The sequence below is a fragment of the Nocardia sp. CA-136227 genome (genome assembly GCF_050955695.1).
In the GTDB taxonomy this organism is placed as follows: Bacteria; Actinomycetota; Actinomycetes; order Mycobacteriales; family Mycobacteriaceae; genus Nocardia.
Genome location: NZ_CP192081.1, coordinates 1,210,553 through 1,235,102, shown reverse-complemented (window position 1 = coordinate 1,235,102; position 24,550 = coordinate 1,210,553). Strand labels below are relative to the sequence as shown.

Sequence of the window (24,550 nt, the reverse complement as noted above, 5' to 3'; positions counted from 1 at the left end):
CGGCGTAGGCGGTCTTACGGGTTGAACGCCAGGTTCTCGGGGGTGGTCTCCACGGCCAGGCCGGCCAGCGCCTGCTGATGCAGGGCCTTCTTGATCACCGGCAGGTTCGGCTTGCGGTTGCCCTTGAGCAGGTCCGCCCGGGCGATCGCGGTGGCCAGCAACGTCTCAGCGTCCGCCTTGGCGTCGACGATTCCGGCCGCGAGGGCGTCGTCCGCGCCGTAGCGGCGGCCCGTGGTCATGGCCTCCACCGCGACCTGGTTGATCAGGCGGTTGGTGAGCAGCGCGTTCATGGCGACCGTGAACGGCATGCCCAGGTTCACCTCGGGCAGGCACCAGAAGCCGCGGTCGGCGCGCATGACCCGGAAATCGCAGGCGGTGGCGAGCATGGCGCCCGCGCCGAAGGCGTGCCCGTTCACCGCGGCCACGGTCGGCATGCCGAAGGTCAGCAGGCGGGAATACAGCGAGTGCACGCGGTCCAGGTACCAGCAGTTCTTGTCGAAGTTGCCGAACAGCCAGTCGGTGTCGAGGCCGTTGGAGAAGAACTTGCCGTTGGCGGTGACGACCAGCGCGGCCGGGCCCTCGGACGCCTCGACCTCGTCGAGCAGCGCGTGGACCTCGGTGATCCAGTCCGGGTGGAAACGGTTCTCGCTGTCGATGGTCTGACCCTCGGTACCGAGGAACAGCACGAACACATCCCCGTCACGCTTCAAATACGCCATGCGCAGAGGGTAACGCCCGCAAAAGGGATTACTACTCGCGGGTAGCAAGCCTCGCAGGTTCGCGGCCCGCCCCGGTCCGGACTGCGCTCCGCCTCCCCGCGCTCGGAGCGACGGAGCGAAGCGGAGGAGGGAAGACCGGGGTTACGAGGGCCGCGAACAGCCGTAGCGAAGCGGAGGCAATTAGACTCGGCGACATGCTAGCCGAGAAGGCCATGGGCGGGGTTTCCGAACTAGCCGCCACAGCCATTGCCGAACGTACGGGAGTGCAGCAGCATCGCGTCGCCGTGGTGCTGGGATCGGGCTGGCAGGAGGCTGCCGCCGAGATCGGCGAACCATCCACATCCATCCCCATGGCCGAGGTGCCGGGGTTCGGATCGCCCACGGCGCAAGGCCATCAGGGCACCATCCACTCGGTGCACGTCGGCGACTCGCCGGTGCTGCTGCTCATGGGCCGCCAGCATCTCTACGAGGGCCACACGCCGGGCCAGGTCGTGCACAATGTGCGCACCGCGCTGGCCGCGGGCGCGCAGACGGTGCTGCTCACCAATGCCGCGGGCGGGATTCGCGACGGACTGTCGGTCGGCGAGCCGGTGCTCATCAGCGACCACATCAACCTGACCGGCCGCACCCCCATCGAGGGCGCGAACTTCGTGGACCTGGTCGACGCCTGGGATCCCGAATTGCGCACGCTGGCAAAGGAAATCGACCCCAGCCTCACCGAGGGCGTGTACGCGGGCCTGACCGGACCGCAGTACGAGACCCCCGCCGAGATCCGGATGCTGCGCACCATCGGCGCCGATCTGGTCGGCATGTCCACCGTGCTCGAGGCCATCGCCTGCCGCGAGGGCGGGGCCAAGGTGCTCGGCATCTCGCTGGTCACCAACCTGGCGGCCGGCGTCACCGGACAGCATCTCTCGCACGCCGAAGTCCTGGCCGAGGGCCACGCGGCCGCACCGAGATTGGGCAAGCTGCTGCGCGGCGTGCTGGAACGCCTCTAGGCGCGCGGGCATGCTGCGTTTCGGAACCGCCGGGCTGCGCGGTCCGCTCCAGGACGGCCCGGACGGCATGAACATCGACACCGTCGCGCGGGCGTCGGCCGGCATCGCCGCCTGGCTGCGCGACCGCTGCCTCGGCGGCGGGATCGTCATCGTGGGCCGCGACGCCCGCCACGGGTCGGACGAATTCGCCACCGCGGCCGCGGAAGTCTTCGCCGCGGCCGGATTCTCGGTGCTGGCGCTCCCCCACCCGGTACCCACCCCCGTGGTCGCTTTCGCGGTGCGAGAGCTGAAAGCCGTTGCGGGAGTGCAGATCACCGCGTCCCACAATCCGGCCACCGACAACGGCTACAAGGTCTACCTCGACGGCGGCTCGCAGATCGTGCCACCCGCCGACAGCGAGATCGAGCGCTGCATCGACGCCGTCGACGGCCGCATCCCCCGGACCGACCCCGATCCGACCGCCCCCGACCCCGCCCTGCTCGCACTGCCCGCGGGCACCCCGCCGGACGCGATGGGCGAGGAGATCGTCCGCCGGTACCTGACCCGGGTCACCCGGTTGCCCCGCCTCATCGGCGGCGACGCACCACTCAGCGTCGAGGACATCGAGGCGACCGCCGACGATCCCGCCGCGACCGCGCGAGATGTCCGGCAGCGCAGCGATATCCGCATCGTGCTGACCCCCATGCACGGTGTGGGCGGCGAACTGGGCGTCGCCGCGCTGCGGGGCGCCGGGTTCGACGAAGTACTGGTGGTGGCGGAACAGTTCGCCCCGGACCCGGACTTCCCGACCGTGGCGTTCCCGAATCCCGAGGAGCCGGGGGCCGCGGATCTGCTGCTCGACCTGGGCGAGCGGCTCGACGCGGACCTCGCCATCGCGTTGGACCCGGACGCGGATCGGTGTGCGCTCGGCGTGCGCGGGCCGGATGGCTGGCGGATGCTGCGCGGCGACGAAACCGGTGTCCTCCTGGGCGATTTCGTGCTGCGGACCGCCGCCCCGGATACCCTGGTCGCCACCACGATCGTGTCCTCCCGGCTGCTGAGCGAGATCGCCGCCGCTCGCGGGGCGCGGTATGCCGAGACGCTGACCGGGTTCAAGTGGCTGGCCCGCGCGGGCGAGGGGCTGGTCTACGCGTACGAGGAGGCGATCGGGCACTGCGTGGATCCGTCCGCGGTGCGCGACAAGGACGGCATCTCGGCCGCGGTGGTCGCCGCCGATCTGGTCGCCCAACTGAAGGCGCAGGGCCGCACCGTGCTCGACGTCCTCGACGAGTACGCGGTCGAATTCGGCGTGCACGCGGGAGATCAGGTGTCGCTGCGCCTGGCGGACGCGTCGGCCGCGGCCGCGGTCGTCGCCCGGCTGCGCGAGACTCCCCCGAGCGAGATTGCCGGGGAACCCGTGACCTGCACCGATATGGCGCAGATGCGGGGCCGGATGCGCACCGACGCACTGGTTTTCGACGCCGACTCGTTCCGTGTGGTGGTGCGCCCGTCCGGCACCGAACCCAAGCTCAAGTGCTACCTGGAAGCGTTCGAACCCGTGGCCGGGCCGGACGCGCTCGACGACGCGAAGGCCGTCGCCGCGCAGCGGCTCGCCGAGCTCCGCAAGTACTTCCAGCAGCTCTGAGCCGCTGCCACTTCCGGAGCGACGGCCCGGGAGTGGTTCAGCGCGGCCCGAACTGGCGGTCCCCCGCGTCGCCGAGACCCGGCACGATGTAGGCGTCGGAGTTGAGGCCGCGGTCCACCGAGGCGGTGACCAGCAGCACCGCGTGCCCCGACTTCTCCAGCGCCTCAATGCCTTCCGGCGCGGCCACCACGGACACCACGATGATGTCGCGAGCCTTGCGGGCGGCCAGCAGATCCAGGGTGTACACCATGGATCCGCCGGTCGCCAGCATCGGATCCAGCACCATCACCGGCGTGGTGGACAGGTCCTCCGGCAGCGACTCCATGTACGGCGTCGGCTGATGCGTCTCCTCGTCCCGGGCCAGTCCCACGAACCCGATCCGCGCGTCCGGAATCAGATTCTCCGCGGTCTCCACCATCCCCAGCCCCGCCCGGAGCACGGGCACCAACAGCGGCGGCGCGTTCAACCGCGTCCCCTCCGCCGCGGCCACCGGCGTGGCGATGGGAAACCGCTCGACCGGCGCGTCCCGCATCGCCTCGTACACCAGAATCCCCGTCAAATCCCGAAGCGCCGCCCGGAAAGCCGGATTGGTCGTCCGAGCGTCTCGCATGGTGGTCAACAACGCGGCCGCCAGCGGATGGTCCACAACGAGTGTGCGCATAGGAAAACCATAGGTCAGCACCCGCCCTGAAGATCCCTCCACCGCAATTCTCCCCACCCGGAACCGAACAGCCCCCAGCCGCGTCCAACCCGGTACACCACATTTCCGCCCGCCGACCGGGCGAGAAGGGGGCACCATGCACGTCTCGATCCACTCCGATGGCCTGACCACCTACGCGACCACCACCAATGCCCTCGCCACGCGCCTCACCACCGCCGCCACCCACGCCACCACCGCCGCCCCCACCACCCTCGCCGACGCCCTCGGCTTGATCGGCGCCGACCTGCTGACCGCCTACGCGCGCGCCCACGCCACCCACACCACCACCCTCGCCCACCTCACCACCCTCTTCACCGCAACCAGCGCCGCCACCGAAACCGCCGCGACCACCTACACCGACCACGACCACACCCGGGCCGCCGCCCTGCGCACCGCCACCGAGCTGGACGCATGACCTCCCCAATCCAGATCCCCTGTGCGGCAAGCCCACCCATTCACGGTGACACCCCACTGCCCGAAAGCGGCCACCGTTCAGGGCAATTCGTCCAGGGGTTCGCCGATGAGCGATGACGTGACGGCGGCGGAGCTGGAGAAGCCGATCGTCGAGCTGCTCCGGAGTTTCGGGTCCGGCCGCAGCACCGCTGCCGACGTGTTGCGGGAGACCGTGCGGATTGTCGATGAAGCGCATGCCGAGAGCCGGGGCAGCGTGGATCGGATGTATGACGAGTGGCGGGGGCGGGCCGGGGACGCGGCGTTGGACAAGGCGTTGCGGACCCAGACCACCGCGGCCACCGCCGCTGAGCGGGGGCGGGCGATGGCGGAGATCTTGGACCGGGCGGATGCCGAAGTAGCCACGGGGCGGCGGGAATTGGCGGAGACTCTGCGGGCGTTCCGCGCGGAACTGGCTTCGCTCAGCTCGGAAGGGAACAGTCCGGGTGGCGCGACAGCCGCTGTCGCGTCGGCGATCGACCACATCGGGCGGGCCCTGCGGGTGGTCGAGCGGGTGCGGGCGGAGTTGGCGAGTGAGGCGGCTGCCATGGAGGAGTTGAGTGGGCCGATTCCGGCGCCGGCGGTGGTGGCGCCGGGCGCTCTCGGGGATGGCTACGCGGGGGATGCTCCGCCCGCGGCGGTGACCGGTCCCGGTGCGGTGGGCCCACTTCCGGATTCAGCGGGCGGACCGCCAGACGCGGCGGGCACTGTTCCGGCGGGCACGACCCACGCGGCGGTGAGCGGTGATCCTAGGCCCCGCGCGACAACGGTTCCGGCGGGCCACGACACATCCACTGGCGGCGACGCGATCCGGACCATCGGGGGCGGTCTGCTCGGCACGGGGCCGTCCGCGGGCGGCGACCGTCGGCGCGGGGCCGGGCGGTCGAGGGATGACGGGGTGCGGACCACCACCGCGTCGGTGTTCACGGCGAATGGGCCCGGTCATGATTCGCCGGTCGGGTCGCCGCACGAGGGTGGGGTGTGGGTGACGTTGCCGGACGGGAGTCGGGTGGAGGCGCCGAACGAGCGGGCGGCGGAGGCGGTTCGGAAGGCGTTGAGTGCGGTGGGGACGCCGTACGAGTGGGGTGGGGTGACGCCGGGGGTGGGGGTGGATTGCAGTGGGCTGACGCAGTGGGCCTACGGGCAGGCGGGGGTTTCGCTGCCGCGGCTGGCGCAGGAGCAGGGGCTCGGGCATCCGAGTGTCGGTCCAGGGGGCTTGATGCCCGGTGATCTTGCGGTGTGGGACGGGCACGTGGCGCTGGTGATCGGGAACGGGCAGTTGGTGGAGGCGGGCGATCCCGTCCAGATCGGACCGATACGAACGGAGAATTCGGGCATGCGGTTCCTCGGTTTCTACCGGCCGACGGCATGAGCGGGCCGCGGGAATCGGCGCAGGTGCCGCCGGTGACGGTGGCTGCGTCGGGCAATCGGGCGGGCACGGTGACGGTGTCGGCCACCGATCGAGGGATGCCGGTCGAGATCCGGTTCGAGCGCGGCGAATACCGGTACGGCGCACAGGCTCTCGCCGACGAGATCCTCCGGCTGACCCGGCGGTCGGCGCTGGTGGCGCGGTCGCGGCGGCGCGAACAGCTGGCCGCGGCGGGCGTGCCCGACACGGTCCTGGACCGGCTCGGCCTGCCCACCCGCCAGGCCGCGGTGGACGAGCTGGATCGGCTCGACGACGCCGACACCGGCCGGGCCAGTTGGTGGCGGAACCGATGAGCGCCGAGATGGACGCCCTGCTCCGAGGCGTCAACTACACGCTGGAAGCCCTCGAGTCGACCCTGCGCGACCTGGGCGGAGTCTGCGGCCGCTGCGCCGCCGAGGACGGTTCGGTCACCGCCGAGGTGGACGCCGACGGCGCCCTGACCGGCCTGTGGCTGGCCGAGTCGGTGACGTCCCGGCCTCCGGCCGAGGTCTCCCGGCTGATCCTGTGGACCGCGCGGCGGGCCGCCGCCGAGGCGACCGCGCAGCGGGCCCGGATCATCACCCGCCTGAACGACGCGCTGATTTCAAAAAATGTTGGGGGCGACCCGGATAGTGCCTGACGCGACGACTGGATAGGCTTCCGGTCATGGCTTCTGGAGACATCGTCCCGATCGCGCTGGGCCTGACCAAAGGCGATCTTGTCACCCTCTGGGCACCCCGCTGGCGAGACGGTGACGATGAGTGGCAGGCATTCCTCGGTCACGAGGAAGACCTCTACGGTTTCGACTCCGTCGCGGAGCTGGCCGCGTTCATCCGCACCAACTCCGACAACGATCTGGTGGATCATCCCGCGTGGAAGATCATCGCCGGTCTGTCGGCGGCCGAACTGGAGCCCGAGGAGCAGTACGTCTTCGATCTGGTCGGCGTGCCCGAGCTGGCCGCCGACGACCCGGATCCGGAGGTGGTCTCCGAGCTCGAGGAGACCCTCGAGATGGTCCGCAATATCGGCGACGTGTGCGAACTCGATCCCGTCACCAAGTTCTTCGGCTCGCACCCGGTGCTGGGCGCGCTGGCCGGTGGGGTGAGCGCCTTCCTCGGGCGTGAGGGCGAGGAGCTGTGGGACCAGGTCGGCGCGGCCATCGCCAAGGACTGGGAGAAGGTCATCGACGCCATCGACTCGGTGGTGACGGTGCCCGAGGTGGACGCCGACGCGGTCTCGGTGGCCGAGGCGGAACTGCTTGCGGCGCAGGAGAACATCGTCGACGCCGAGGACGCGGCCGAGGGTGACGACGAGATCGAGGACGTCGACCTGGACGAGGACGACGAGGAGGGCGAGCTGTCCTTCTGGCACGAGGTCGGCATCGACCCGGTGAAGATCATCTCCTCGGACGGCACCTTCTTCACGCTGCGCTGCTACGTCGACGACGAGCCCATCTTCCTGGGCAAGGACGGCTCGATCACGGTCTTCGGTTCCGAGCGCGCGCTGGCCCGCTACCTGGCCGACGACCACGATCACGACCTGGCCCGGGTGAGCACCTACGGCGAGGTGCAGACCGCCGCCGTGGACGGTTCGCTCGAGGTGGAGGTCGACGACGAGAACGTCTACGTGCTGCCCGGTCTGTCCGAGGACCTGGCCTCCGGCCCGAAGTCCGTGGACACCGATCAGCTCGACCTGGCGGTCGAATTGTTCACCGACGCCGCCGACTACGCCGATGACGACGCCGTCGAGTCGGCGCTGGCGGTCTCCACTCCCCTGGGCTGGTACGTCTCCTACCTGCTGAACCCGGACCCGACCCGGATGGCGCCGAACCCGCCGTTCCAGGCCGAGTCGGAGGCGTGGAAGGCGCTGGAGACGGTCTTCGAGGCCCGCCTCCAGAAGGGCTGACCCGGTCCGACCCCCGACACGATTCGAGCCGCACCCCCACGGGTGCGGCTCGAATTGCTTTCCGGCGGGCGCTATCCCAGCAGCACCGCGTAGCCGGGCTTGATCACCTCGTCGATCAGGCGCAGCCGTTCCGGGAACGGGATGAACGCGGACTTCATGGCATTGATGGTGAACCGTTCCAGATCGCTCCAGCCGTACCCGAAGGTCTCCGACAGCTTGAGCATCTCCTTGCTCATGGTGGTGTCGCTCATCAGACGGTTGTCGGTGTTCACGGTGACCCGGAACCGCAGCCGCGCGAGCACGTCGAACGGGTGCTTGTCGAGCGAGGGCACGGCCCCGGTCTGCACGTTCGAGGAGGGGCACAGTTCCAGCGGAATCCGCATGTCCCGCACATAGTTCGCGACCACGCCGAGGACCGGCCCGTTCGGGCCGTCGGTGATGTCGTCGGTGATGCGCACGCCGTGCCCGAGTCGTTCGCAGCCGCAGAAGGCGACGGCCTCGTGGATGGACGGCAGCCCGAACGCCTCGCCCGCGTGAATCGTGAAGTGCGCGAGGTTGGCCCGCATGTAGTCGAAGGCGTCGAGGTGGCGGCTGGGCGGGTAGCCGGCTTCCGCGCCCGCGATGTCGAAGCCGCCGACGCCGCGGTCGCGCCACCGCACGGTGAGTTCGGCGATCTCACGGGAGCGGGCGGCGTGCCGCATGGCGGTGAGCAGGCAGACCACGGTGATGGGGGTGCCCGCCGCGGCGGCGGCCGCCTCGCCCTCCCGGAATCCGGCGATGGTGTGCTCGACGACCTCGTCGAGGGTGAGTCCGGCCTCGATGTGCTGTTCGGGCGCGAACCGCACCTCGGCGTAGACGACGCCGTCGGCGGCGAGGTCCTCGGCGCATTCGCGGGCGACCCGGCGCAGCCCTTCGGGGGTCTGCATGACGGCGACGGTGTGGGCGAAGGTCTCCAGGTAGCGCTCGAGCGAGCCGCTGTCGGCCGCGTCCCGGAACCAGGCGCCGAGGGATTCGGCGTCGCTTGCCGGTAGCTGGTCGTATCCGGCGGCGCGGGCGAGTTCCAGCACCGTCGCGGGTCGCAGCCCGCCGTCGAGGTGATCGTGCAGGACCGCCTTGGGAGCCTGGCGGATCGAGGCGAGAGTGAGGGGCGTCGGTCCAGTCATGTAGCAACGTTAGCCGCATTCCCGTTCTGCGGCAGGACTGTTGACCCGACTCACCGACAGTTCGGCATGTCGTTGCCGTCACGTTGCTGACCGGCGCGAATCCTTCATCTTCAGGCGGTGATGCGGTCCAGGATCAGAGGTTGCAGCGGCAACTGGACGGTGCCGTCGATGGTGAACGCGCCGCGCAGCAGGTCCAGCGCCGCCGGGAAGGCCTCGGGGGTGTCGGTGTGCAGGGTGAGCAGCGGCTGCCCCTCGGTGATGGAATCGCCTGGCTTGGCGTGCATTTCGACGCCCGCCCCGGCCTGCACCGGGTCGCCCTGCCGGGCCCGGCCCGCACCGAGCCGCCAGGCGGCGAGTCCGACGTCGAGGGCGTCGAGGCGGATCAGGGTGCCCCCGGCGGGCGCGCGCAGGGTCTCGGTGTGGCGGGCCTGCGGCAGCGGGGCGTCCGGATCGCCGCCCTGGGCGCGCACCATGGCCCGCCACTGGTCCATGGCGCGGCCGTCGGCGAGCGCGTCGGCCGGGTCGACGTCGGTGATCCCGGCCTGCGCCAGCATCTCCCGGGCCAGGGCGAGGGTGAGGTCGACGACGTCGGCGGGGCCGCCGCCCGCGAGCACGTCGAGGGATTCGCAGACTTCCAGGGCGTTTCCGGCGGTGTGGCCGAGCGGGGTGTCCATGGCGGTGAGCAGGGCCACCGTCCGCACCCCGGCGTCGGTGCCGAGTTCGACCATGGCGGTGGCCAGTTCGCGCGCCTGCGCCTCCTCGCGCAGGAACGCCCCGCGCCCGACCTTCACGTCCAGGACCAGCGCACCGGTGCCCTCGGCGATCTTCTTGCTCATGATGGAGCTGGCGATCAGGGGGATGGATTCCACGGTCCCGGTGACGTCACGCAGCGCGTAGAGCCGTTTGTCGGCGGGGGCCAGGTCGGCTCCGGCGGCGCAGACGACGGCGCCGACGGCGGGATCGGACAGGAGCTCCCGCATGCGCGCGACCGGAAGGTCGGCCTGCCAGCCGGGTATCGCCTCGAGCTTGTCGAGTGTGCCTCCGGTATGCCCCAATCCGCGTCCGGAGAGCTGGGGCACGGCGGCCCCGCAGGCCGCGACCAGCGGTGACAGCGGCAGGGTGATCTTGTCGCCGACTCCGCCGGTGGAGTGTTTGTCGACGGTGGGGCGGCCCAGATCGGTGAAGTCCAAACGCTTCCCGGAGTCGATCATGGCGTGGGTCCAGCGGGCGGTCTCGCGGCGGGTCATGCCGCGCCAGACGATGGCCATGGCCAGCGCCGACATCTGTTCGTCGGCGACCTCCCCGCGGGTGAACGCGTCCACCACCCAATCGATCTGCGCGTCGCTGAGCTGTCCGCCGTCGCGCTTGGCCCGAATCACGTCCACCGCCGAGTGCACCGTCACGCCCTCCACCCTGGCACGGGCTGGGCCGCCTTTCCACGGATTCCCCCGCGCGCCACGATGATCAGCCGTTATAGCGGATTTCTACCGCTGCCCGGCGGCGAGGTCGTCGGGCCCGAAGGAGTCCGGCAGCAGCGTGTTCAGGGTGACGGGCCCGTCGCGGTGATCGACGAGCAAATCGCCGCCGCCGTGCTCGAGCAGAATCTGCCGGCAGCGTCCACAGGGCATGAGCACCGCGCCTCGCGAATCGCAGATCGAGACCGCCCGGAGTCGCCCGCCGCCACCCGAAATCAAGTTACCGACCAGTACACATTCGGCGCAGAGGCCCAAACCGTATGAGACATTTTCCACATTGCAGCCGCTCACCACGCGGTTGTCGGCGGTGAGAGCCGCGGCCCCGACGGGGAATCCGGAATAGGGGGCATACGCCTCTTGCATAACTTCAAAAGCCTTGTAACGCAGGGCTTTCCAGTCAATATCGGACATTTCGGACCATCCTCCTATGGACGTGACAGCACCCCCGTGTTACGCGTTCTGCCTGGTCGCGAAAATCAGGAAAGGCAAACCTAACTCACAACAATTTGAGCCAACGCGCGGCACGCCGAATTAGTTCCCCTCCAAAGCTGGGTTTAGAGTTCACGACAGATCGGTTCAGGTTCCCGACAACGGGCCTGCAGCACTGCCACCGGATGTTGATTCCGCTCGTGAGCAGGTGGTTTCGACAGTCCGAAGGCTCCGCGGCCGGATTCTGACCGGGTCCATCAACGACGTTGGAGGCACCGCACTCTATGACCACGCTAGAAGCTCCGGCCAAGCCGAAGCGAACCTTGTACCGAGGCGACCCCGGCATGTGGTCCTGGGCACTGCACCGCATCACCGGCGTGACGATCTTCTTCTTCCTGTTCGTCCACGTCCTCGATACCGCGTTGGTGCGAGTCAGCCCGGACACCTACGACCGGGCGATCGAGACCTACAAGAACCCCATCGTCGCCCTCATGGAGATGGGTCTCGTCGTCTGCGTGCTGTTTCACGCGTTCAACGGCATCCGCATCATCCTCGTCGACTTCTGGTCGCAGGGCCCGCGCTACCAGCGCCAGATGCTCTGGATCGTCCTCGCGATCTGGATCGTCGTCGCCGGTGCCGGTGTCGGCCGCCAGTTCTTCTACCTGCTGACGAATTGAGAGCCGACATGACCGCACCTGTTCTCGGTAAGTCCTACGACCGCCCCGCCTCGCTCGACGCCCCGCGCGCGCCCCGCCGCGCCGGCGGCAACAACTTCGAGAAGTACGCCTGGCTCTTCATGCGTGCCTCGGGCCTGCTGCTGGTCATCCTGGTCATCGGCCACATGACGATCATGCTGATGCTCGACGGCGGCGTGCACCGCCTCAACTTCGCGTTCGTCGCCGGCCGCTGGGCCTCCCCGTTCTGGCAGCTCTGGGACCTGACCATGCTGTGGCTGGCCCAGCTGCACGGCGGCAACGGCCTGCGCACCGTGATCGACGATTACGCGCGCAAGGACTCCACCCGCTTCTGGCTGAAGACGGCGCTGGTCATCTCCATGATCCTGGTCATGGTCACCGGCACCTACGTCATCTTCACCTTCGACCCCAACATCAGTTAGGAACAGGCCACCTCGATGAGTGAATCCCGACCGATTCAGGAGCACCGCTACGACGTCGTCATCGTCGGTGCCGGTGGCGCTGGAATGCGTGCGGCGATCGAGGCCGGTCCTCGGGTGCGCACCGCCGTCCTGACCAAGCTCTACCCGACCCGTTCTCACACCGGTGCGGCGCAGGGCGGCATGTGCGCCGCGCTCGCGAACGTCGAAGAGGACAACTGGGAGTGGCACACCTTCGACACCGTCAAGGGTGGTGACTACCTGGTCGACCAGGACGCCGCGGAGATCATGGCCAAGGAGGCCATCGACGCCGTGCTCGACCTGGAGAAGATGGGCCTGCCGTTCAACCGCACGCCCGAGGGCAAGATCGACCAGCGTCGCTTCGGTGGCCACACCCGTGACCACGGCAAGGCGCCCGTGCGTCGCGCGTGCTACGCCGCCGACCGCACCGGCCACATGATCCTGCAGACGCTGTACCAGAACTGCGTCAAGCACGACGTGGAGTTCTACAACGAGTTCTACGTGCTCGACCTGATCCTGTCCGACGGCCCCAACGGCCCGATCGCGACCGGCGTCGTCGCCTACGAGCTGGCCACCGGCGAGCTGCACGTGTTCCACGCGAAGTCGATCATCTTCGCCACCGGTGGTTCGGGTCGTATGTACAAGACCACCTCCAACGCCCACACCCTCACCGGTGACGGCATGGCGATCGTGTTCCGCAAGGGTCTTCCGCTGGAGGACATGGAGTTCCACCAGTTCCACCCGACAGGCCTCGCGGGCCTGGGCATCCTCATCTCCGAGGCTGTGCGTGGTGAGGGCGGCATCCTGCGCAATGCCTCCGGTGAGCGCTTCATGGAGCGCTACGCGCCGACCATCAAGGACCTGGCGCCGCGTGACATCGTCGCGCGCTCCATGGTGCTCGAGGTCCGTGAGGGCCGCGGCGCGGGCCCGAACAAGGACTACGTGCTCATCGACGTGACCCACCTCGGTGAGGACGTGCTCGAGGAGAAGCTCCCCGACATCACCGAGTTCGCCCGCACCTACCTGGGCGTCGACCCGGTCAAGGAGCCGGTGCCGGTCATGCCGACCTGTCACTACGTGATGGGTGGCATCCCGACCCGCATCCGCGGCGAGGTGCTGCGCAACAACACCGACATCGTGCCCGGCCTGTACGCCGCCGGTGAGTGCGCCTGTGTCTCCGTGCACGGCGCCAACCGTCTGGGCACCAACTCGCTGCTGGACATCAACGTGTTCGGCCGGCGCGCGGGCATCGCGGCCGCCGAGTACGCGCAGCGCGCCGAGTTCGTCGACATGCCGGAGAACCCGGCGCAGATGGTGCAGGACTGGCTGGCCAACCTGCTGGGCGAGCACGGCAACGAGCGCGTCGCCGACATCCGCACCGAGCTGCAGAACTCCATGGACGACAAGGCCGGTGTGTACCGCACCGAGGAGTCGCTGAAGTCCATGCTCGAGGAGATCCAGGTCTTCAAGGAGCGCTACTCGCGGATCACCGTGCAGGACAAGGGCCGTCGCTACAACAGCGACCTGCTCGAGGCCGTCGAGCTGGGCTTCCTGCTGGAGCTGGCCGAGGTGACCGTGGCGGGTGCGGTGAACCGCAAGGAGTCCCGTGGCGGCCACGCGCGCGAGGACTACCCGGACCGCGACGACGTCAACTTCATGCGGCACACCATGGCCTACAAGCAGAGCCCGGAGCTCATCTCCGACATCCGCCTGGACTACAAGCCGGTTGTGCAGACCCGCTACGAGCCGATGGAGCGTAAGTACTGATGACTGCTGTCGCTGAAACGCCGCAGAAGCCGGCTCCGGTGCCGGACGGGTCGACCCTGATCACCGTCAAGGTCGCCCGCTTCAACCCGGAGGACGGGCAGGGCCAGCACTGGGACGAGTTCAAGGTCCCCGTGCTGCCGACCGACCGGTTCCTGAACGTGCTGATCTACATCAAGTCCTACCTGGACGGCACGCTCACCTTCCGTCGCTCCTGCGCGCACGGCGTGTGTGGCTCGGATGCCATGCGCATCAACGGCGTCAACCGCCTGGCGTGCAAGATCCTCATGAAGGACATGCTGCCCAAGGGCGGCAAGGAGCTGACGGTCACCGTCGAGCCGATCCGTGGCCTGCCCGTGGAGAAGGACCTCGTGGTGGACATGGAGCCGTTCTTCGACGCGTTCAAGGCGGTCAAGCCCTACCTGATCACCAAGGGCAACGAGCCGACCTACGAGCGCATCCAGTCCCAGCACGACCGCGCCCGCTTCGATGACACCACCAAGTGCATCCTGTGCGCCTGCTGCACCACCTCCTGCCCCGTGTACTGGAGCGACGGCAGCTACTTCGGCCCGGCCGCGATCGTGAACGCGCACCGCTTCATCTTCGACAGCCGTGACGAGGGCGCCCGCGAGCGTCTGGACATCCTCAACGATGTCGAGGGTGTGTGGCGCTGCCGCACCACCTTCAACTGCACCGACGCCTGCCCCCGTGGCATCGAGGTCACCAAGGCGATCCAGGAAGTCAAGCGCGCGCTGCTGTTCGCCCGCTGAGTCCGGCATAGCCCGAAACACCAAGGCCGCCCGCATCTTCGGATGCGGGCGGCTTTGGTGTTAGTAACCCCGAGGGGTTCGCAACAAATTGACACTCACCGTGCGGACATTTCGGTGACATTTACGGTGACATTTCAGTACCATATGCTGCATGGCACTCGACTTGGCCGATCTGGTCGCACACCTGCGCGCTACCGGCGGTGACGACGCGAACATCGAGGTCAAGTCCGCCGCCGGGGGCTTACCAGAGTCACTGACATCGACGTTGTCCGCGCTGGCCAACCATCCGGGCGGGGGAACCATAATTCTCGGCCTGGACGAAAGGAAGGACTTCAGTCCAGTCACGTTGCTCGACCCACAGACTTTGAAGCAGGGTCTGGCGAAGAAGGCACGGTCACTGGAGCCACCGATCCAGCTGACGATCGAGGATGGAATGGTCGAGGGCGAGACTGTGATCGTAGCGACCGTCCATGAGTGTGACCCGTCCGCCAAACCATGCCGGGTGGCCGCGACAGGGCATGCGTACGTGCGTGGATACGACGGCGACTTCCAGATGTCAGGTCCCGAAGTTCAAGCTTTTCTGGCGGCACGCAAGCCGCCGCATTTCGACCGGGCAGCCGTTCCCGGGGCGACCATCGAAGATCTCGATCGAGAACTCGTCGACGATTTCACCCGTACAGTGCGACTGCGGGACCGCCGCGGGCTCGGACGTTTCGAAGGCAATGAGCTGCTCCGCCGGGCAGGCGTCATCGACAAGGACGGAACCCCGACCGTCGCCGGGTTACTAGCGCTCGGCACCTATCCCCAGCAATGGTTCCCACGCTTGGTGATTCAGGCCGCCGCAGATCCGTCACCAGCCGATCCTCCAGGCACTCGCGCACGCAACCAGGTGACGATCAGCGGCCCTATTCCCCACATGCTCGATGCAGCAATGGAGTGGGCCGAACAGACCTTCGATACCCGCATATTTGCCAGACGGGACGGCACCGTGGTGGATATACCCGCCTATCCGTTGGTAGCGTTCCGCGAGTTGATCGCCAATGCGCTACTCCACCGCGATCTCGACTGTTGGTCCCGTGGCATGGCCGTTGAAGTCAGGCTTCGACGGGACCGACTGGTGGTAACCAATCCCGGTGGTCTCTATGGCATCACAGCGGACCGGCTCGGAAAGGAGGCGGTGACCTCCGCTCGCAACATGTGGCTCGTACACATAGCCCAGTACCTTCGCTCGCCGGAGTCGGGAGGCCGGGTCATCGAAGCCCTGGCGACCGGTATTCCGACTATCGCGCGCGCCCTGGGCGATTCAGGATTGCCGCCGGCCCAGTTCTCCGACGCAGGCATCCGTTTCACCGCAGTATTGCGTCCTGCCCCCTTCGACCCTTTCATCCGTGACCGTGTGGCGAGGCGGGCGCCGAAGATGACACTGTCGCCTGAGACGCGCCTGCGCATCACGCACCAGGCAGAGCGGGTTCAGCGATTAAGGCAAGGAGATTTGACTGCGACTCAGAAGAGGATCGTCGACCTACTCAGGGAACAGCCACTGAGCGTGTCGGAACTTCAACCGCGACTCGAACTGTCCAGGTCAGGAGTTCGCAAGGCGCTCTCCGAATTGCGAACCGCGGGGATCGTCGAGCAGATTGGCGGTCGTGGTCAGCGAACCCATTATCAGTTGGCGGATCCGCCACGGGCCGAGTGAGGATCTACGTCACGCCAGCTCAGCCGTCCTGGCCAACGTCAGTGGAGCAACACCAGCGCGACGCTTCGGCCGAAAGTATCCTCCGTCTGCTTGATCAACTGGCCCGCGAGCACCGAGACGACCATGAAGCTGCCGAACCACCTCACCGTTTTCGCCGCGGCGGTTCGGAGCCACCCATGCGTTCGCGTAGTTCGCGACCCCGCCGTAGCTTCGGCCCAGATCCCTGAGAGCGCGACGGCCCATGCAGCGATGAACACGAAGGTCGCCGTGTAGTTGAAGAACAACTCCCCAGGCCCATAACGCCGCCAGACCGAGTAGCCGACCATGACCAGACCGATGGTCACCAGCAGCAGTGTCGAACGGGTAGCCCAAATGACCTGAGGCAGCCGGTCCGACACCCCCACCCGTACGCTGGAATTCATCGCACCGGTGAGCAGGCCGCGCAGACCGCCTGCCTGCCGGAGCTGAGCGACGAGCTGCGCCAGACCGTCTCGCCGTTCACTGATCCACGTTCGCCAGAATCCGATGACGTTCCGTGGAGGCCGTGAAAAGCCACGGTAGTACAGCAGGCCACGAACATCCGACCGCTGCCGGAGAAACCCGTGCCCGCGAATGTCTTCCCGCTCGATTACGCGGCCTCCACGCTGAACCGTCTCCCACCGCAACAACTTCCGCACCTGGCCGGAACCGCGGCGGCTCGCTCCCGGGCGGTGATGGTGGCACCGCTGCCATTCGCCCCACACGTGATTCCGGCACGGATGTCCAGTGGTGGTGATCGGGTACTCGCACCGGACCCGCCATGCGGTACCTCGGGACCACCATACGAGGGTCGCCAGAATCATCGCAATGACCGGGAAGACGAGCGCGAAGGTCAGCGGCCACGGAATCCCCCAGGGACTCAGGTGCCCGAGGGCTCGACCATAGACCCCTAGCAGGCGTCTCACATGATCAATCGGCTCCGCGGGTTCCGCCAGGAGTTGCTCCGCCATCGCGTCAGGATAACGAGCCGAACCGGCCATTCGTACGCGTTCTCGTTAATCCATGATCCAAATATGCAGGAGCACAATTGATTTCAGCGTCGCGAGCGCTGCGGCGCGAAGCTGTCAAACCGGTCCGACGCAGGAGACCGTTCTTTCTCAGCGGGGCGTCTGGTCCTGGAACGGGGCCAGACTTTCCCAGGACCAGGTGAGGGTGCCGTCGGCGAGATCCGCGAGAACGCCTTGCAGCCACTGCAATTCGGCGGCGAGGACGGTGCGCTGGTATTCGTCCTCGAGTAGCGCGACGCGCGGGAGGCCGAACTGCGTGGCCTGCTCGAGGCCCGCGTCGATTTCTTGGAGTCCGGCGCGCAGGGCGTCGGCGCGCCGCTGGAGTTCGCCCCGGGCCGGAATGGGCCCGAGCAGCATCAAAAATGACAGGGCCGCAGGGAATTCCGGGAATTCGTTGCGCGGCGTCGCGACCATGTCATTGATCCAGGCGAGGCAGGCGGTGCGGCCATCGTCGGTGATCTCGTAGACGGTGCGCTCGGGGTACTGCTGGTCGCGGCCGGTCTCGCGGACCGCCACCAGTCCCGCGTCCTGTAGCCGCGCGATCGTCTTGTACAGCTGCGCCCGCTGGCCGACATTGATGACCTTGTCCTTGCCCCACTCCTTGATCCGGCGCTGGATGGCGTAGGGGTGCATCGGTTCCAGGTGCAGGATGCCGAGCACCGCCATGGCCAAGGGCGAGCGCTTGAACCGCGCGGCCGGAGTCGAAGCTGTCATGTCAACCACCTTACTAGGTGCCCGAAAACTAGTTTCTCCGAACTAGTTGCTTTGCAACTAGTCTCCATGTCACTATTGAGGAGCAGGCGGACCCGACCAGCACCGACTCCCCGAAGGGACCAAGGCCATGAAGACCACCGACACCGTCAAGATCCACACCGATCACGACACCACCAAGCACCTGGGCGACTGGACCGACGCCGCCGCGTTCCAGGTGAAGGTCCGCTACGGCAGCGCCGTCCTGGACCTGCGCTCGCCGCGGATCGCCGGGGACGGGGAGATCGCGATCCACGCCGACCTCGACCACGCCATGGTGAAACTGCTGGTCCCCGAGGACGCGGTCATCGACGCCTCCGAGCTGTCCTGGACCGGCCGCGGTCGGGTCAAGGACATGACCCGCCCCCGTCAGGTCGCCGGCCGCGTCATCCGACTGACCGGTTCCGCCACCACCAGCGAGTTCCGGATCCACCGCGGCGGCATCGCGATCCTGTCGGCGATGTTCAGCCGGGAGTTCCTCGCGGAGGCCAAGGGCCCGGACCGGGAGACCCGGGTGCCGGCCCTGCTCGACCCCGAGCACGCGGCCCGCTGACGCGAGCACGGTGTTCGGCCCGGCTGCAAACGGGACCGAATGCCTAGCTGACGGTGGATCACCGTCCGGAATTCACGGACAAAACGGCGGCCCAGCTGGTCAAACTGACCAGCTGGGCCGCCGTTCGTTGTCTAGATCACCGGTCGGTGCTTGCATCGAAGTATGTTCACCGAGGCCCAGCTGTACTCGCCGGTCACGAAGGGGGCCGACGGCGATGTGACGGTGCACCTGAGCGACGAGCATCCGGGCGTGCACGATCCGGCGTACCGGACCCGCCGCAATGCCATCGCGGCCATGGCCCTCGACTACCGCTCGGGCGATCCCGTACCGCACGTCGAGTACACCGCCGCGGAGCAGGAAGTGTGGCGGATCGTGTCCGCCGAGCTGGCCCGCAAGCGGGCGAAGTACGCGTGCGCGGAGGTCATCGACGCGGCCGAACGACTGGGGCTGCCGTCGGACCACATTCCGCAATTGGACGAGGTGTCCGCGAAGCTGGTGCCGCTCACCGGATTCCGGTACGCGCCCGCCGCCGGACTGGTGCCGCTGCGGCAGTTCTTCGGGTCCTTCGCGGACCGGACCTTCCACTCCACCCAGTACATTCGCCATCACTCGGCGCCGCTGTACACGCCCGAGCCGGACGCCATCCACGAAATCATCGGCCACGCCAATCAATTGGCGAGCCCGCGCTTCGCGGCCCTGTACGAGACGGTCGGCGCGGCGGTGGCCCGGCTGGAGACCGAGCGGGCGCTGAAGTTCCTGGCCGACGTGTTCTGGTTCTCGCTCGAGTTCGGGGTGCTGCGCGAACACGGCGAAGTGCGTTGCTACGGTGCGGGACTGCTGTCCTCGTACGGGGAGATCGAGGAGTTCCGCGACGCCGACCTGCGGCCGCTGGACATCCACGCCATGGGCACCATCGTCTACGACATCACGCACTATCAGCCGGTGCTGTACTGCGCCGAGTCGGTCACCGAGATCGAGGACGTGGTGGGCGGGTTCTTCGAGACCATGACCGATGACACGGTGGCGCGACTGGTGGGCGCGAAACCGGTCTAGAGCGAGCCGATTCCGCCCTCGAGGAAGTCGATGACCCGGATGATCTGGTCCCTCGAGAACGGATCGCGGTCGAGGAACGCCATCATGGCGCCGGTCAGCGCGCCCGCGAAAGCCAGCACCTCGAAATCATCAGGGGCGCGCCCGGTCCAACGGGCGGCGATCTCGGAGACCATGAGCAGATTGCGCTGGATCTCTTGGGCGACCGCGCCGCGCAGTTCCGGCACCGAGTAGAGCAGTTCGACGCGTTCCTTCTCGAAGGCAAACTCCTCCGGGCTGAGCGAGGCGAAGGCGTCGAGGGTGGCCTGCTTGAACGCGGCCAGCAGCGTCATGTCGCGGGGCTGATGCTCAATGGCCGCGATCATCAGCGGGTCCAGGTCGTCGGCGAGCGCGACCTGCTCCTTGGACGGGAAGTACCGGAAGAAGGTGCTCGGCGAGATGTCGGCGGCGGCCGCGATCTGCTCGACCGTGGTCTCGGTGTAGCCCTGCTCCCGGAAGAGCCGGAACGCCTCGGTGCGAATGGTCCGGCGGGTGCGTTCCTTCTTCCGTTCACGCAGACCGCCCACGGCCGCGGCTTTCGCCGGGGCCGGGGGCGTCGCGGAGGCAGTCTCAGCCGACATGGACCGATTGTCCCGCATCGAGATCGTCGAGCACGACCGGATCCTTGCGGCGGATCACCAGGGCGGCCAGCACCGCGGCGGCCGCGCAGATGGCGGTGCACACCCACAGCATGGCGCTCATGCCGTCGACGAACGCGCTCTGCACGTGCGCCAGCAGCGCCGGGTCGCCGAGTTTGCGGGCCACGCCGACCCCGGCGTTCACGCCGTCGGAGATCGGTTCGCGGTCGAAATCACCCAGCCCCGAACGGTATTGGGTCGACAGCACGGTGCCGAGGATGGCGACGCCGATGGTGCCGCCGGCCTGCCGCAGCGCCTGCAGCAGCGCCGACCCGGACCCGGCCCGCTCGGGGCTCAGGTCGTCGGTGGCCGCGCCCATGGCGGCGGGCATCACGAACCCCATGCCGACGCCCAGCAGCACCAGCCCGGTGGCCGCGAACCCGTACCCGCTGTCCACGGTGATCAGCGCCGCCAGCCCGAGACCGGCTGTCAGCAGCACGAATCCGGTGACCAGTACCGCCCGCACACCCACCTTGGGCAGCAAACGGTCCACCAACCGGGAGCCGACGGCCAGGCCGCCGATCAGCGGCAGCAGGCGCAGGCCGCTACCCAGGGTGTCCGCGCCCAGCACCGCCTGGAAGTACTGCGGCATGGTGAAGAACAGCCCGAACATGGCGAAGTTGACCAGGATCATGAACACGGTGCCCCACCGGAATCCCGGCTCGGCGAACAGGCCCAGATCGACCAGCGGGTGCGCGGTGCGGCGCTGCCACAACACGAACGCCCCGCCCAGCGCGGCGCCCGCGGCGATGGCGGTCCAGGCCACGGCGTCTCCCCAGCCCTCCTGACCGCAGCGGATGAAACCGTATGTGACGCCGAGCATTCCGGCCGCGGACAGCAGTGCGCCGGGCAGGTCGATGCGGAATCGGTTGCCGCTGCTGGATTCCGGCACCAGCAGGGCTACGGCGAGCGCGCCGACGATCACCAGCGGCACATTGAGCAGGAACGCCGAACCCCACCAGTAGTGCTGCAGCAGCCAGCCGCCGACGATCGGGCCCAGTGGCAGGCCGATGGCGGTGGAGGTGATCCAGATGGTGATGGCCCGCTGCCGCTCCCCCGGTTCCGGGAACAGGGTGGGTAGTACCGCCATGGACAGCGGGATCGTGACCGCGGCCGCCAGCCCGAGCACCACGCGGCCGGCGATGAGCTGGCCGGAGCTGGTGGCGAAGGCGCAGGCGACGGCGGCGACGCCGAACAGCACCAGCGCCCCGAGTAGGAACTTCTTGCGTCCGTAGCGGTCGCCGAGGGCGCCGGCCGGGAGCATGAAGGCGGCCAGGGCCAGGGTGTACGCGCTGCTGAACCACTGCAGCGCGGAGGTGTCGGCGTGCAGGTCGGTCGCCAGGGTGGGCAGGGCGACGGTCAGGACGGTGACATCGAGCCCGATGGTCAGCATCGCGATGGCCAGGGCGCCCAGCGCCAGCCAGCGGCGCACTCCCTCAGCTTTCATGACAGTTCCAATCATTTGAGTGTTTCTCGATAATGAGAGCATCTCTCATTTCAGAGAGACTGTCAATTCTTGTCGTGTCATGGGTTCAGAGAGGCTGCAATGGGGTGTGTCACCATTCCGCTCTTTGGTACTGGTGTCTCAAATGCTCGTCGCGACACGGCATCTCCCTGCTGTTACCGTCATGCGGTCCGTTTTCGAGATCGACGACCCCACAAGGGGTCTGGACACGTGAGGCACGAAATGACCGACCAAGCAACCGAATCCGTCGAGACCCCCCTGCACCTGAAGGGCCGCGACGCCGTGATCGCCGCGGCCGCGCCGGAGGACTGGCGTGAGGGCGCGCCCGACTACCACCTCAGCAAGGAAGTCATCCCGGTCGAGCGCAGCACCCAGCACGCGCCGGATTCGTTGGAGCACATCGTCGAAGAGCTCGTGAAGGTCTTCGAGATGGAGGTCTCGCACAAGAAGGACCCCGCCAAGTGGGTGTCCCTGGTGGCCGAGCACTACCGCGGCCGTGTCAACGGCGGCCAGTGGCAGGACGCCGAGGAATTCGCACGCATCGGGTCCTACAACATCCTGATCGGCGAGAACCCCTTCTACGATGTCGCCGGCGAGGACTTCGAGTCCTCGCACAAGATCTTCCACACCGCCTTCCCCGGCGGCTTCTTCTGGGAGGTCCTCGAGGTGCTGTCCGGCCCGCCGACCGTCACCTTCAAGTGGCGCCACTGGGGTCGCTACGAAGGCGAGTACAAGGGCCACCAGCCCACCGGCGAGCTCATCGAGATGACCGGCGTGACCATCGCCAAGGTCTCCGAGGACCTGCGCATCGTCGAGCTCGAGCACTTCTACGACAACAACAAGCTGCTCGGCCCGCTCGCCCACGGCTGCCCTGTCAACCACTCCGCCAACTAGGCGATAAAGTCGGGCGCGATGAGTAACCGCAGGTATTCGCGCCTCCTCGCCGCCGCGACGCTCGCGACGGGCCTCACCGCGTTCTCGGGCACCGCCTTCGGGCCGGTGCTACCGGGAAGCGCGGGAGCCGAGCCGACCACCGCGCCGGCCACCACCACGACGCCGTTCACCACCCCCAATACCGACGACTGCCCGAACAAGACCACACCGCCGTCCCCCATCGACTCCTCCGAGGTGCCCGAACCCGGGCAGAAGGCTCCGGCGGCCCTGCCGATCCCGGATCCGCCCATCGGGGGCAAGCGGCTGGGCGGATGCGGGGTGATCCTGCCGGCGGGGGCCGCGCCGCTGCCGGAAGGGATTTCGGCGACGGCGTGGGAGGTGGCGGACCTGGACTCCGGCACGGTCCTCGCGGCCAAGGATCCACACGGCCGGTATCGCCCCGCCTCCACCATCAAGGTGCTGCTGGCGGCGGTGGCGATCCCGGCCCTGGACCTGGACACCGTGGTGACCGGCACCCAGGACGACGCGAACGCCGACGGCACCCGGGTCGGCATCGGCCCGGGCGGCAGGTACACCAACAAGCAGCTGTTCCAGGCGCTCATCATGGCGTCGGGAAACGATGCGGCGCATGCCATCTCGACCCAGCTGGGCGGGGACGACGCCACCGTCGCGAAGATGAACGCGATGGCGAAACAGTTGCAGGCGTTCGACACTCGCGCCGCCACCCCGTCCGGACTGGACGGGCCGGGCATGAGCACCTCGGCCTACGACCTGGCCATGCTGTTCCGGCATTCCATGACGCTGCCGCTGTTCGCGGAACTGATCCACACCGAGCAGGTGGACTTCCCCGGCTTCCCCGCCGACCCGAAGATCCCCGGCGACAAGGATCATCCCGGCTTCCCCATCGCCAACGACAACCATCTGCTCTTCGAGTACGACGGCGCGATCGGCGGCAAGACCGGCTACACCGACGACGCCCGGCAGACCTTCGTGGCGGCCGCCGAACGCAATGGCCGCCGCTATGTGGTGAGCCTGCTCAAGGCGGACGTGCGGCCGTTCCGGCCGTGGGAGCAGGCGGCCAAACTGCTCGACTGGGCCTACACGCTCCCGGCCGGGGCGAGTATCGGCACCATGCCCGACGGGTCCGCCGCGGCGAATCCCTCGGTGGCACTGGCCAGCCCGCCCGCGCCGCAGTCGGAAGCCGCCCCGGAGTCGGACGCCGGTTCGGGTGACCACCAGGATCTGCGGACCGTGCTCATCGTCGGCGGCGTCTTCCTGGTCGTGGCGCTGCTGCTGGCGGCGCGGAGGCTGAGCCGCCGCCGCTGATCGCGGCCGTTGGTCCGTCATTGGCGCCCCGTTGGTGGGTCCTCGCACAGTGGTCACACGCCGGAATCCCGGTCACGACTCTGGAGGGGACCCCACCATGAAAACCACCCGCAGCTCCCGCCTGCGCCGCCTGGCCCCGCTGGCCGCCGCGGTGCTCGCCCTCGGCGTCTTCGGCGCCACCACCTCCGCCGGGCCCGCGTCCGCGGCCGCCCAGAAGTGGTACTCCTGGGACCACGACCTGCACAGCGGCGACTGCACCCTGTTCGGCGGCGCCAAGTGGACCATCGACTCCGATGGGCACGCCTGGTTCGACGGCACCGTCACCTCGTCGAGCAACAATGACGCCTGGCTGATGTGGGCGGAGCTGCGCGACAGCAGGGGCGCGGTGCTGACCGCGCTGCGCAATGTGCACTTCTACGACGCGCAGGACCAGGCGAAGTTCGCCCAGAACCTGCCCGACAAGCACAAGCAGTACCGCTGGTTCGCGGAGGGCTCGTTCGACAAGAACTTCTACCCGCTCGTCGCGAAGATGAACCTGCGCAGCCACTGCTGA

General features: G+C 68.1%; 26 protein-coding genes. 17 read left to right on the top strand and 9 right to left on the bottom strand.

From position 1 onward, the window contains the following. Window positions 1–14 precede the first annotated feature (14 nt). Entirely contained in the window at window positions 15–719 is a 705-nt protein-coding gene (locus ACQP06_RS05520) for an enoyl-CoA hydratase/isomerase family protein (protein ID WP_433670938.1), read from the bottom strand. Window positions 720–913: 194 nt separating this feature from the next. On the opposite strand from ACQP06_RS05520, the gene ACQP06_RS05515 reads away from it, so the two are divergent. Together ACQP06_RS05515 and ACQP06_RS05510 are read left to right on the top strand one after the other, a co-directional pair. Next, window positions 914–1,717 carry a purine-nucleoside phosphorylase gene (locus ACQP06_RS05515; RefSeq protein ID WP_433670936.1) on the top strand — a complete coding sequence of 268 codons (804 nt, stop codon included), beginning with the start codon at window positions 914–916 and terminating at the stop codon, window positions 1,715–1,717. Between the two features lie 10 nt (window positions 1,718–1,727). Then, window positions 1,728–3,341 carry a phospho-sugar mutase gene (locus ACQP06_RS05510; RefSeq protein WP_433670934.1) on the top strand — a complete coding sequence of 538 codons (1,614 nt, stop codon included), beginning with the start codon at window positions 1,728–1,730 and terminating at the stop codon, window positions 3,339–3,341. Window positions 3,342–3,378: 37 nt separating this feature from the next. Here the strand turns inward: ACQP06_RS05510 and upp are convergent, their stop codons facing one another. Then, the gene (gene upp / locus ACQP06_RS05505) at window positions 3,379–4,002 is read right to left on the bottom strand and encodes a uracil phosphoribosyltransferase (RefSeq protein WP_433670932.1); all 624 of its coding nucleotides are present in this window, start codon (window positions 4,000–4,002) and stop codon (window positions 3,379–3,381) included. Window positions 4,003–4,138: 136 nt separating this feature from the next. Here upp and ACQP06_RS05500 point away from each other — a divergent pair, with 136 nt between their 5' ends. The 5 genes from ACQP06_RS05500 (at window position 4,139) to ACQP06_RS05480 (ending at window position 7,804) form a co-directional block, all read left to right on the top strand. Next, complete coding sequence (locus tag ACQP06_RS05500; RefSeq protein WP_433670930.1) at window positions 4,139–4,456, top strand: type VII secretion target; 318 nt, start codon at window positions 4,139–4,141, stop codon at window positions 4,454–4,456. A gap of 105 nt (window positions 4,457–4,561) precedes the next feature. Further along, the gene (locus tag ACQP06_RS05495) at window positions 4,562–5,863 is read left to right on the top strand and encodes an NlpC/P60 family protein (RefSeq protein ID WP_433670928.1); all 1,302 of its coding nucleotides are present in this window, start codon (window positions 4,562–4,564) and stop codon (window positions 5,861–5,863) included. Further along, window positions 5,860–6,213, top strand: coding sequence for a hypothetical protein (locus ACQP06_RS05490; protein WP_433670927.1), 354 nt, complete (start codon window positions 5,860–5,862; stop codon window positions 6,211–6,213). The genes ACQP06_RS05495 and ACQP06_RS05490 overlap by 4 nt, the downstream gene beginning before the upstream one ends. Then, complete coding sequence (locus tag ACQP06_RS05485) at window positions 6,210–6,539, top strand: YbaB/EbfC family nucleoid-associated protein (RefSeq protein ID WP_433670925.1); 330 nt, start codon at window positions 6,210–6,212, stop codon at window positions 6,537–6,539. Before ACQP06_RS05490 ends, ACQP06_RS05485 begins: the two co-directional genes overlap by 4 nt. A gap of 26 nt (window positions 6,540–6,565) precedes the next feature. Then, a complete protein-coding gene (locus tag ACQP06_RS05480; protein WP_433670923.1) occupies window positions 6,566–7,804 on the top strand; it encodes a primosomal protein in 1,239 nt (412 codons plus the stop codon). A gap of 71 nt (window positions 7,805–7,875) precedes the next feature. Here ACQP06_RS05480 and ACQP06_RS05475 read toward each other — a convergent pair whose 3' ends face one another. The 3 genes from ACQP06_RS05475 to ACQP06_RS05465 form a co-directional block, all read right to left on the bottom strand. Continuing rightward, window positions 7,876–8,967 (bottom strand): adenosine deaminase, encoded by a 1,092-nt coding sequence (locus tag ACQP06_RS05475; protein WP_433670921.1) that lies wholly within the window; start codon window positions 8,965–8,967, stop codon window positions 7,876–7,878. Window positions 8,968–9,077: 110 nt separating this feature from the next. After that, window positions 9,078–10,364, bottom strand: coding sequence for a thymidine phosphorylase (locus ACQP06_RS05470; RefSeq protein WP_433673240.1), 1,287 nt, complete (start codon window positions 10,362–10,364; stop codon window positions 9,078–9,080). A gap of 87 nt (window positions 10,365–10,451) precedes the next feature. Further along, window positions 10,452–10,853: a cytidine deaminase gene (locus ACQP06_RS05465; protein WP_433670919.1), complete on the bottom strand. Its 402-nt coding sequence runs from the start codon at window positions 10,851–10,853 to the stop codon at window positions 10,452–10,454. A 302-nt stretch (window positions 10,854–11,155) separates the two neighbouring features. Here ACQP06_RS05465 and sdhC point away from each other — a divergent pair, with 302 nt between their 5' ends. The 5 genes from sdhC (at window position 11,156) to ACQP06_RS05440 (ending at window position 16,236) form a co-directional block, all read left to right on the top strand. After that, complete coding sequence (gene sdhC / locus ACQP06_RS05460) at window positions 11,156–11,548, top strand: succinate dehydrogenase, cytochrome b556 subunit (protein WP_357203243.1); 393 nt, start codon at window positions 11,156–11,158, stop codon at window positions 11,546–11,548. Window positions 11,549–11,556: 8 nt separating this feature from the next. After that, window positions 11,557–11,988: a succinate dehydrogenase hydrophobic membrane anchor subunit gene (locus ACQP06_RS05455; protein ID WP_433670917.1), complete on the top strand. Its 432-nt coding sequence runs from the start codon at window positions 11,557–11,559 to the stop codon at window positions 11,986–11,988. A gap of 15 nt (window positions 11,989–12,003) precedes the next feature. Beyond that, window positions 12,004–13,773: a succinate dehydrogenase flavoprotein subunit gene (gene sdhA / locus ACQP06_RS05450; RefSeq protein WP_357282195.1), complete on the top strand. Its 1,770-nt coding sequence runs from the start codon at window positions 12,004–12,006 to the stop codon at window positions 13,771–13,773. Continuing rightward, the gene (locus tag ACQP06_RS05445) at window positions 13,773–14,540 is read left to right on the top strand and encodes a succinate dehydrogenase iron-sulfur subunit (protein WP_379280293.1); all 768 of its coding nucleotides are present in this window, start codon (window positions 13,773–13,775) and stop codon (window positions 14,538–14,540) included. Before sdhA ends, ACQP06_RS05445 begins: the two co-directional genes overlap by 1 nt. 151 nt (window positions 14,541–14,691) lie before the next feature. Next, window positions 14,692–16,236 carry an ATP-binding protein gene (locus ACQP06_RS05440; RefSeq protein WP_433670914.1) on the top strand — a complete coding sequence of 515 codons (1,545 nt, stop codon included), beginning with the start codon at window positions 14,692–14,694 and terminating at the stop codon, window positions 16,234–16,236. A gap of 38 nt (window positions 16,237–16,274) precedes the next feature. On the opposite strand, the gene ACQP06_RS05435 is transcribed toward ACQP06_RS05440, so the two are convergent. Further along, entirely contained in the window at window positions 16,275–17,225 is a 951-nt protein-coding gene (locus ACQP06_RS05435; protein ID WP_433670912.1) for a hypothetical protein, read from the bottom strand. A 147-nt stretch (window positions 17,226–17,372) separates the two neighbouring features. After that, the gene (locus ACQP06_RS05430) at window positions 17,373–17,996 is read right to left on the bottom strand and encodes a PadR family transcriptional regulator (protein WP_433670910.1); all 624 of its coding nucleotides are present in this window, start codon (window positions 17,994–17,996) and stop codon (window positions 17,373–17,375) included. Between the two features lie 127 nt (window positions 17,997–18,123). On the opposite strand from ACQP06_RS05430, the gene ACQP06_RS05425 reads away from it, so the two are divergent. Further along, window positions 18,124–18,585, top strand: a complete 462-nt coding sequence (locus ACQP06_RS05425; RefSeq protein WP_433670908.1) for a hypothetical protein — start codon at window positions 18,124–18,126, stop codon at window positions 18,583–18,585. Between the two features lie 162 nt (window positions 18,586–18,747). Then, window positions 18,748–19,638, top strand: coding sequence for a phenylalanine 4-monooxygenase (locus ACQP06_RS05420; protein WP_433670906.1), 891 nt, complete (start codon window positions 18,748–18,750; stop codon window positions 19,636–19,638). On the opposite strand, the gene ACQP06_RS05415 is transcribed toward ACQP06_RS05420, so the two are convergent. Together ACQP06_RS05415 and ACQP06_RS05410 are read right to left on the bottom strand one after the other, a co-directional pair. Continuing rightward, entirely contained in the window at window positions 19,635–20,255 is a 621-nt protein-coding gene (locus ACQP06_RS05415) for a TetR family transcriptional regulator (protein WP_433670904.1), read from the bottom strand. The two genes, ACQP06_RS05420 and ACQP06_RS05415, sit on opposite strands and share 4 nt — an antisense overlap. Then, window positions 20,245–21,759: an MFS transporter gene (locus tag ACQP06_RS05410; RefSeq protein ID WP_433670902.1), complete on the bottom strand. Its 1,515-nt coding sequence runs from the start codon at window positions 21,757–21,759 to the stop codon at window positions 20,245–20,247. Before ACQP06_RS05410 ends, ACQP06_RS05415 begins: the two co-directional genes overlap by 11 nt. Before the next feature lie 240 nt (window positions 21,760–21,999). On the opposite strand from ACQP06_RS05410, the gene ACQP06_RS05405 reads away from it, so the two are divergent. The 3 genes from ACQP06_RS05405 (at window position 22,000) to ACQP06_RS05395 (ending at window position 24,550) form a co-directional block, all read left to right on the top strand. Beyond that, window positions 22,000–22,671 carry an ester cyclase gene (locus tag ACQP06_RS05405; RefSeq protein ID WP_433670900.1) on the top strand — a complete coding sequence of 224 codons (672 nt, stop codon included), beginning with the start codon at window positions 22,000–22,002 and terminating at the stop codon, window positions 22,669–22,671. Window positions 22,672–22,689: 18 nt separating this feature from the next. Further along, window positions 22,690–23,997 carry a D-alanyl-D-alanine carboxypeptidase family protein gene (locus tag ACQP06_RS05400; RefSeq protein WP_433670898.1) on the top strand — a complete coding sequence of 436 codons (1,308 nt, stop codon included), beginning with the start codon at window positions 22,690–22,692 and terminating at the stop codon, window positions 23,995–23,997. 97 nt (window positions 23,998–24,094) lie between these two features. Next, window positions 24,095–24,550, top strand: coding sequence for a DUF6294 family protein (locus ACQP06_RS05395; RefSeq protein WP_379271874.1), 456 nt, complete (start codon window positions 24,095–24,097; stop codon window positions 24,548–24,550).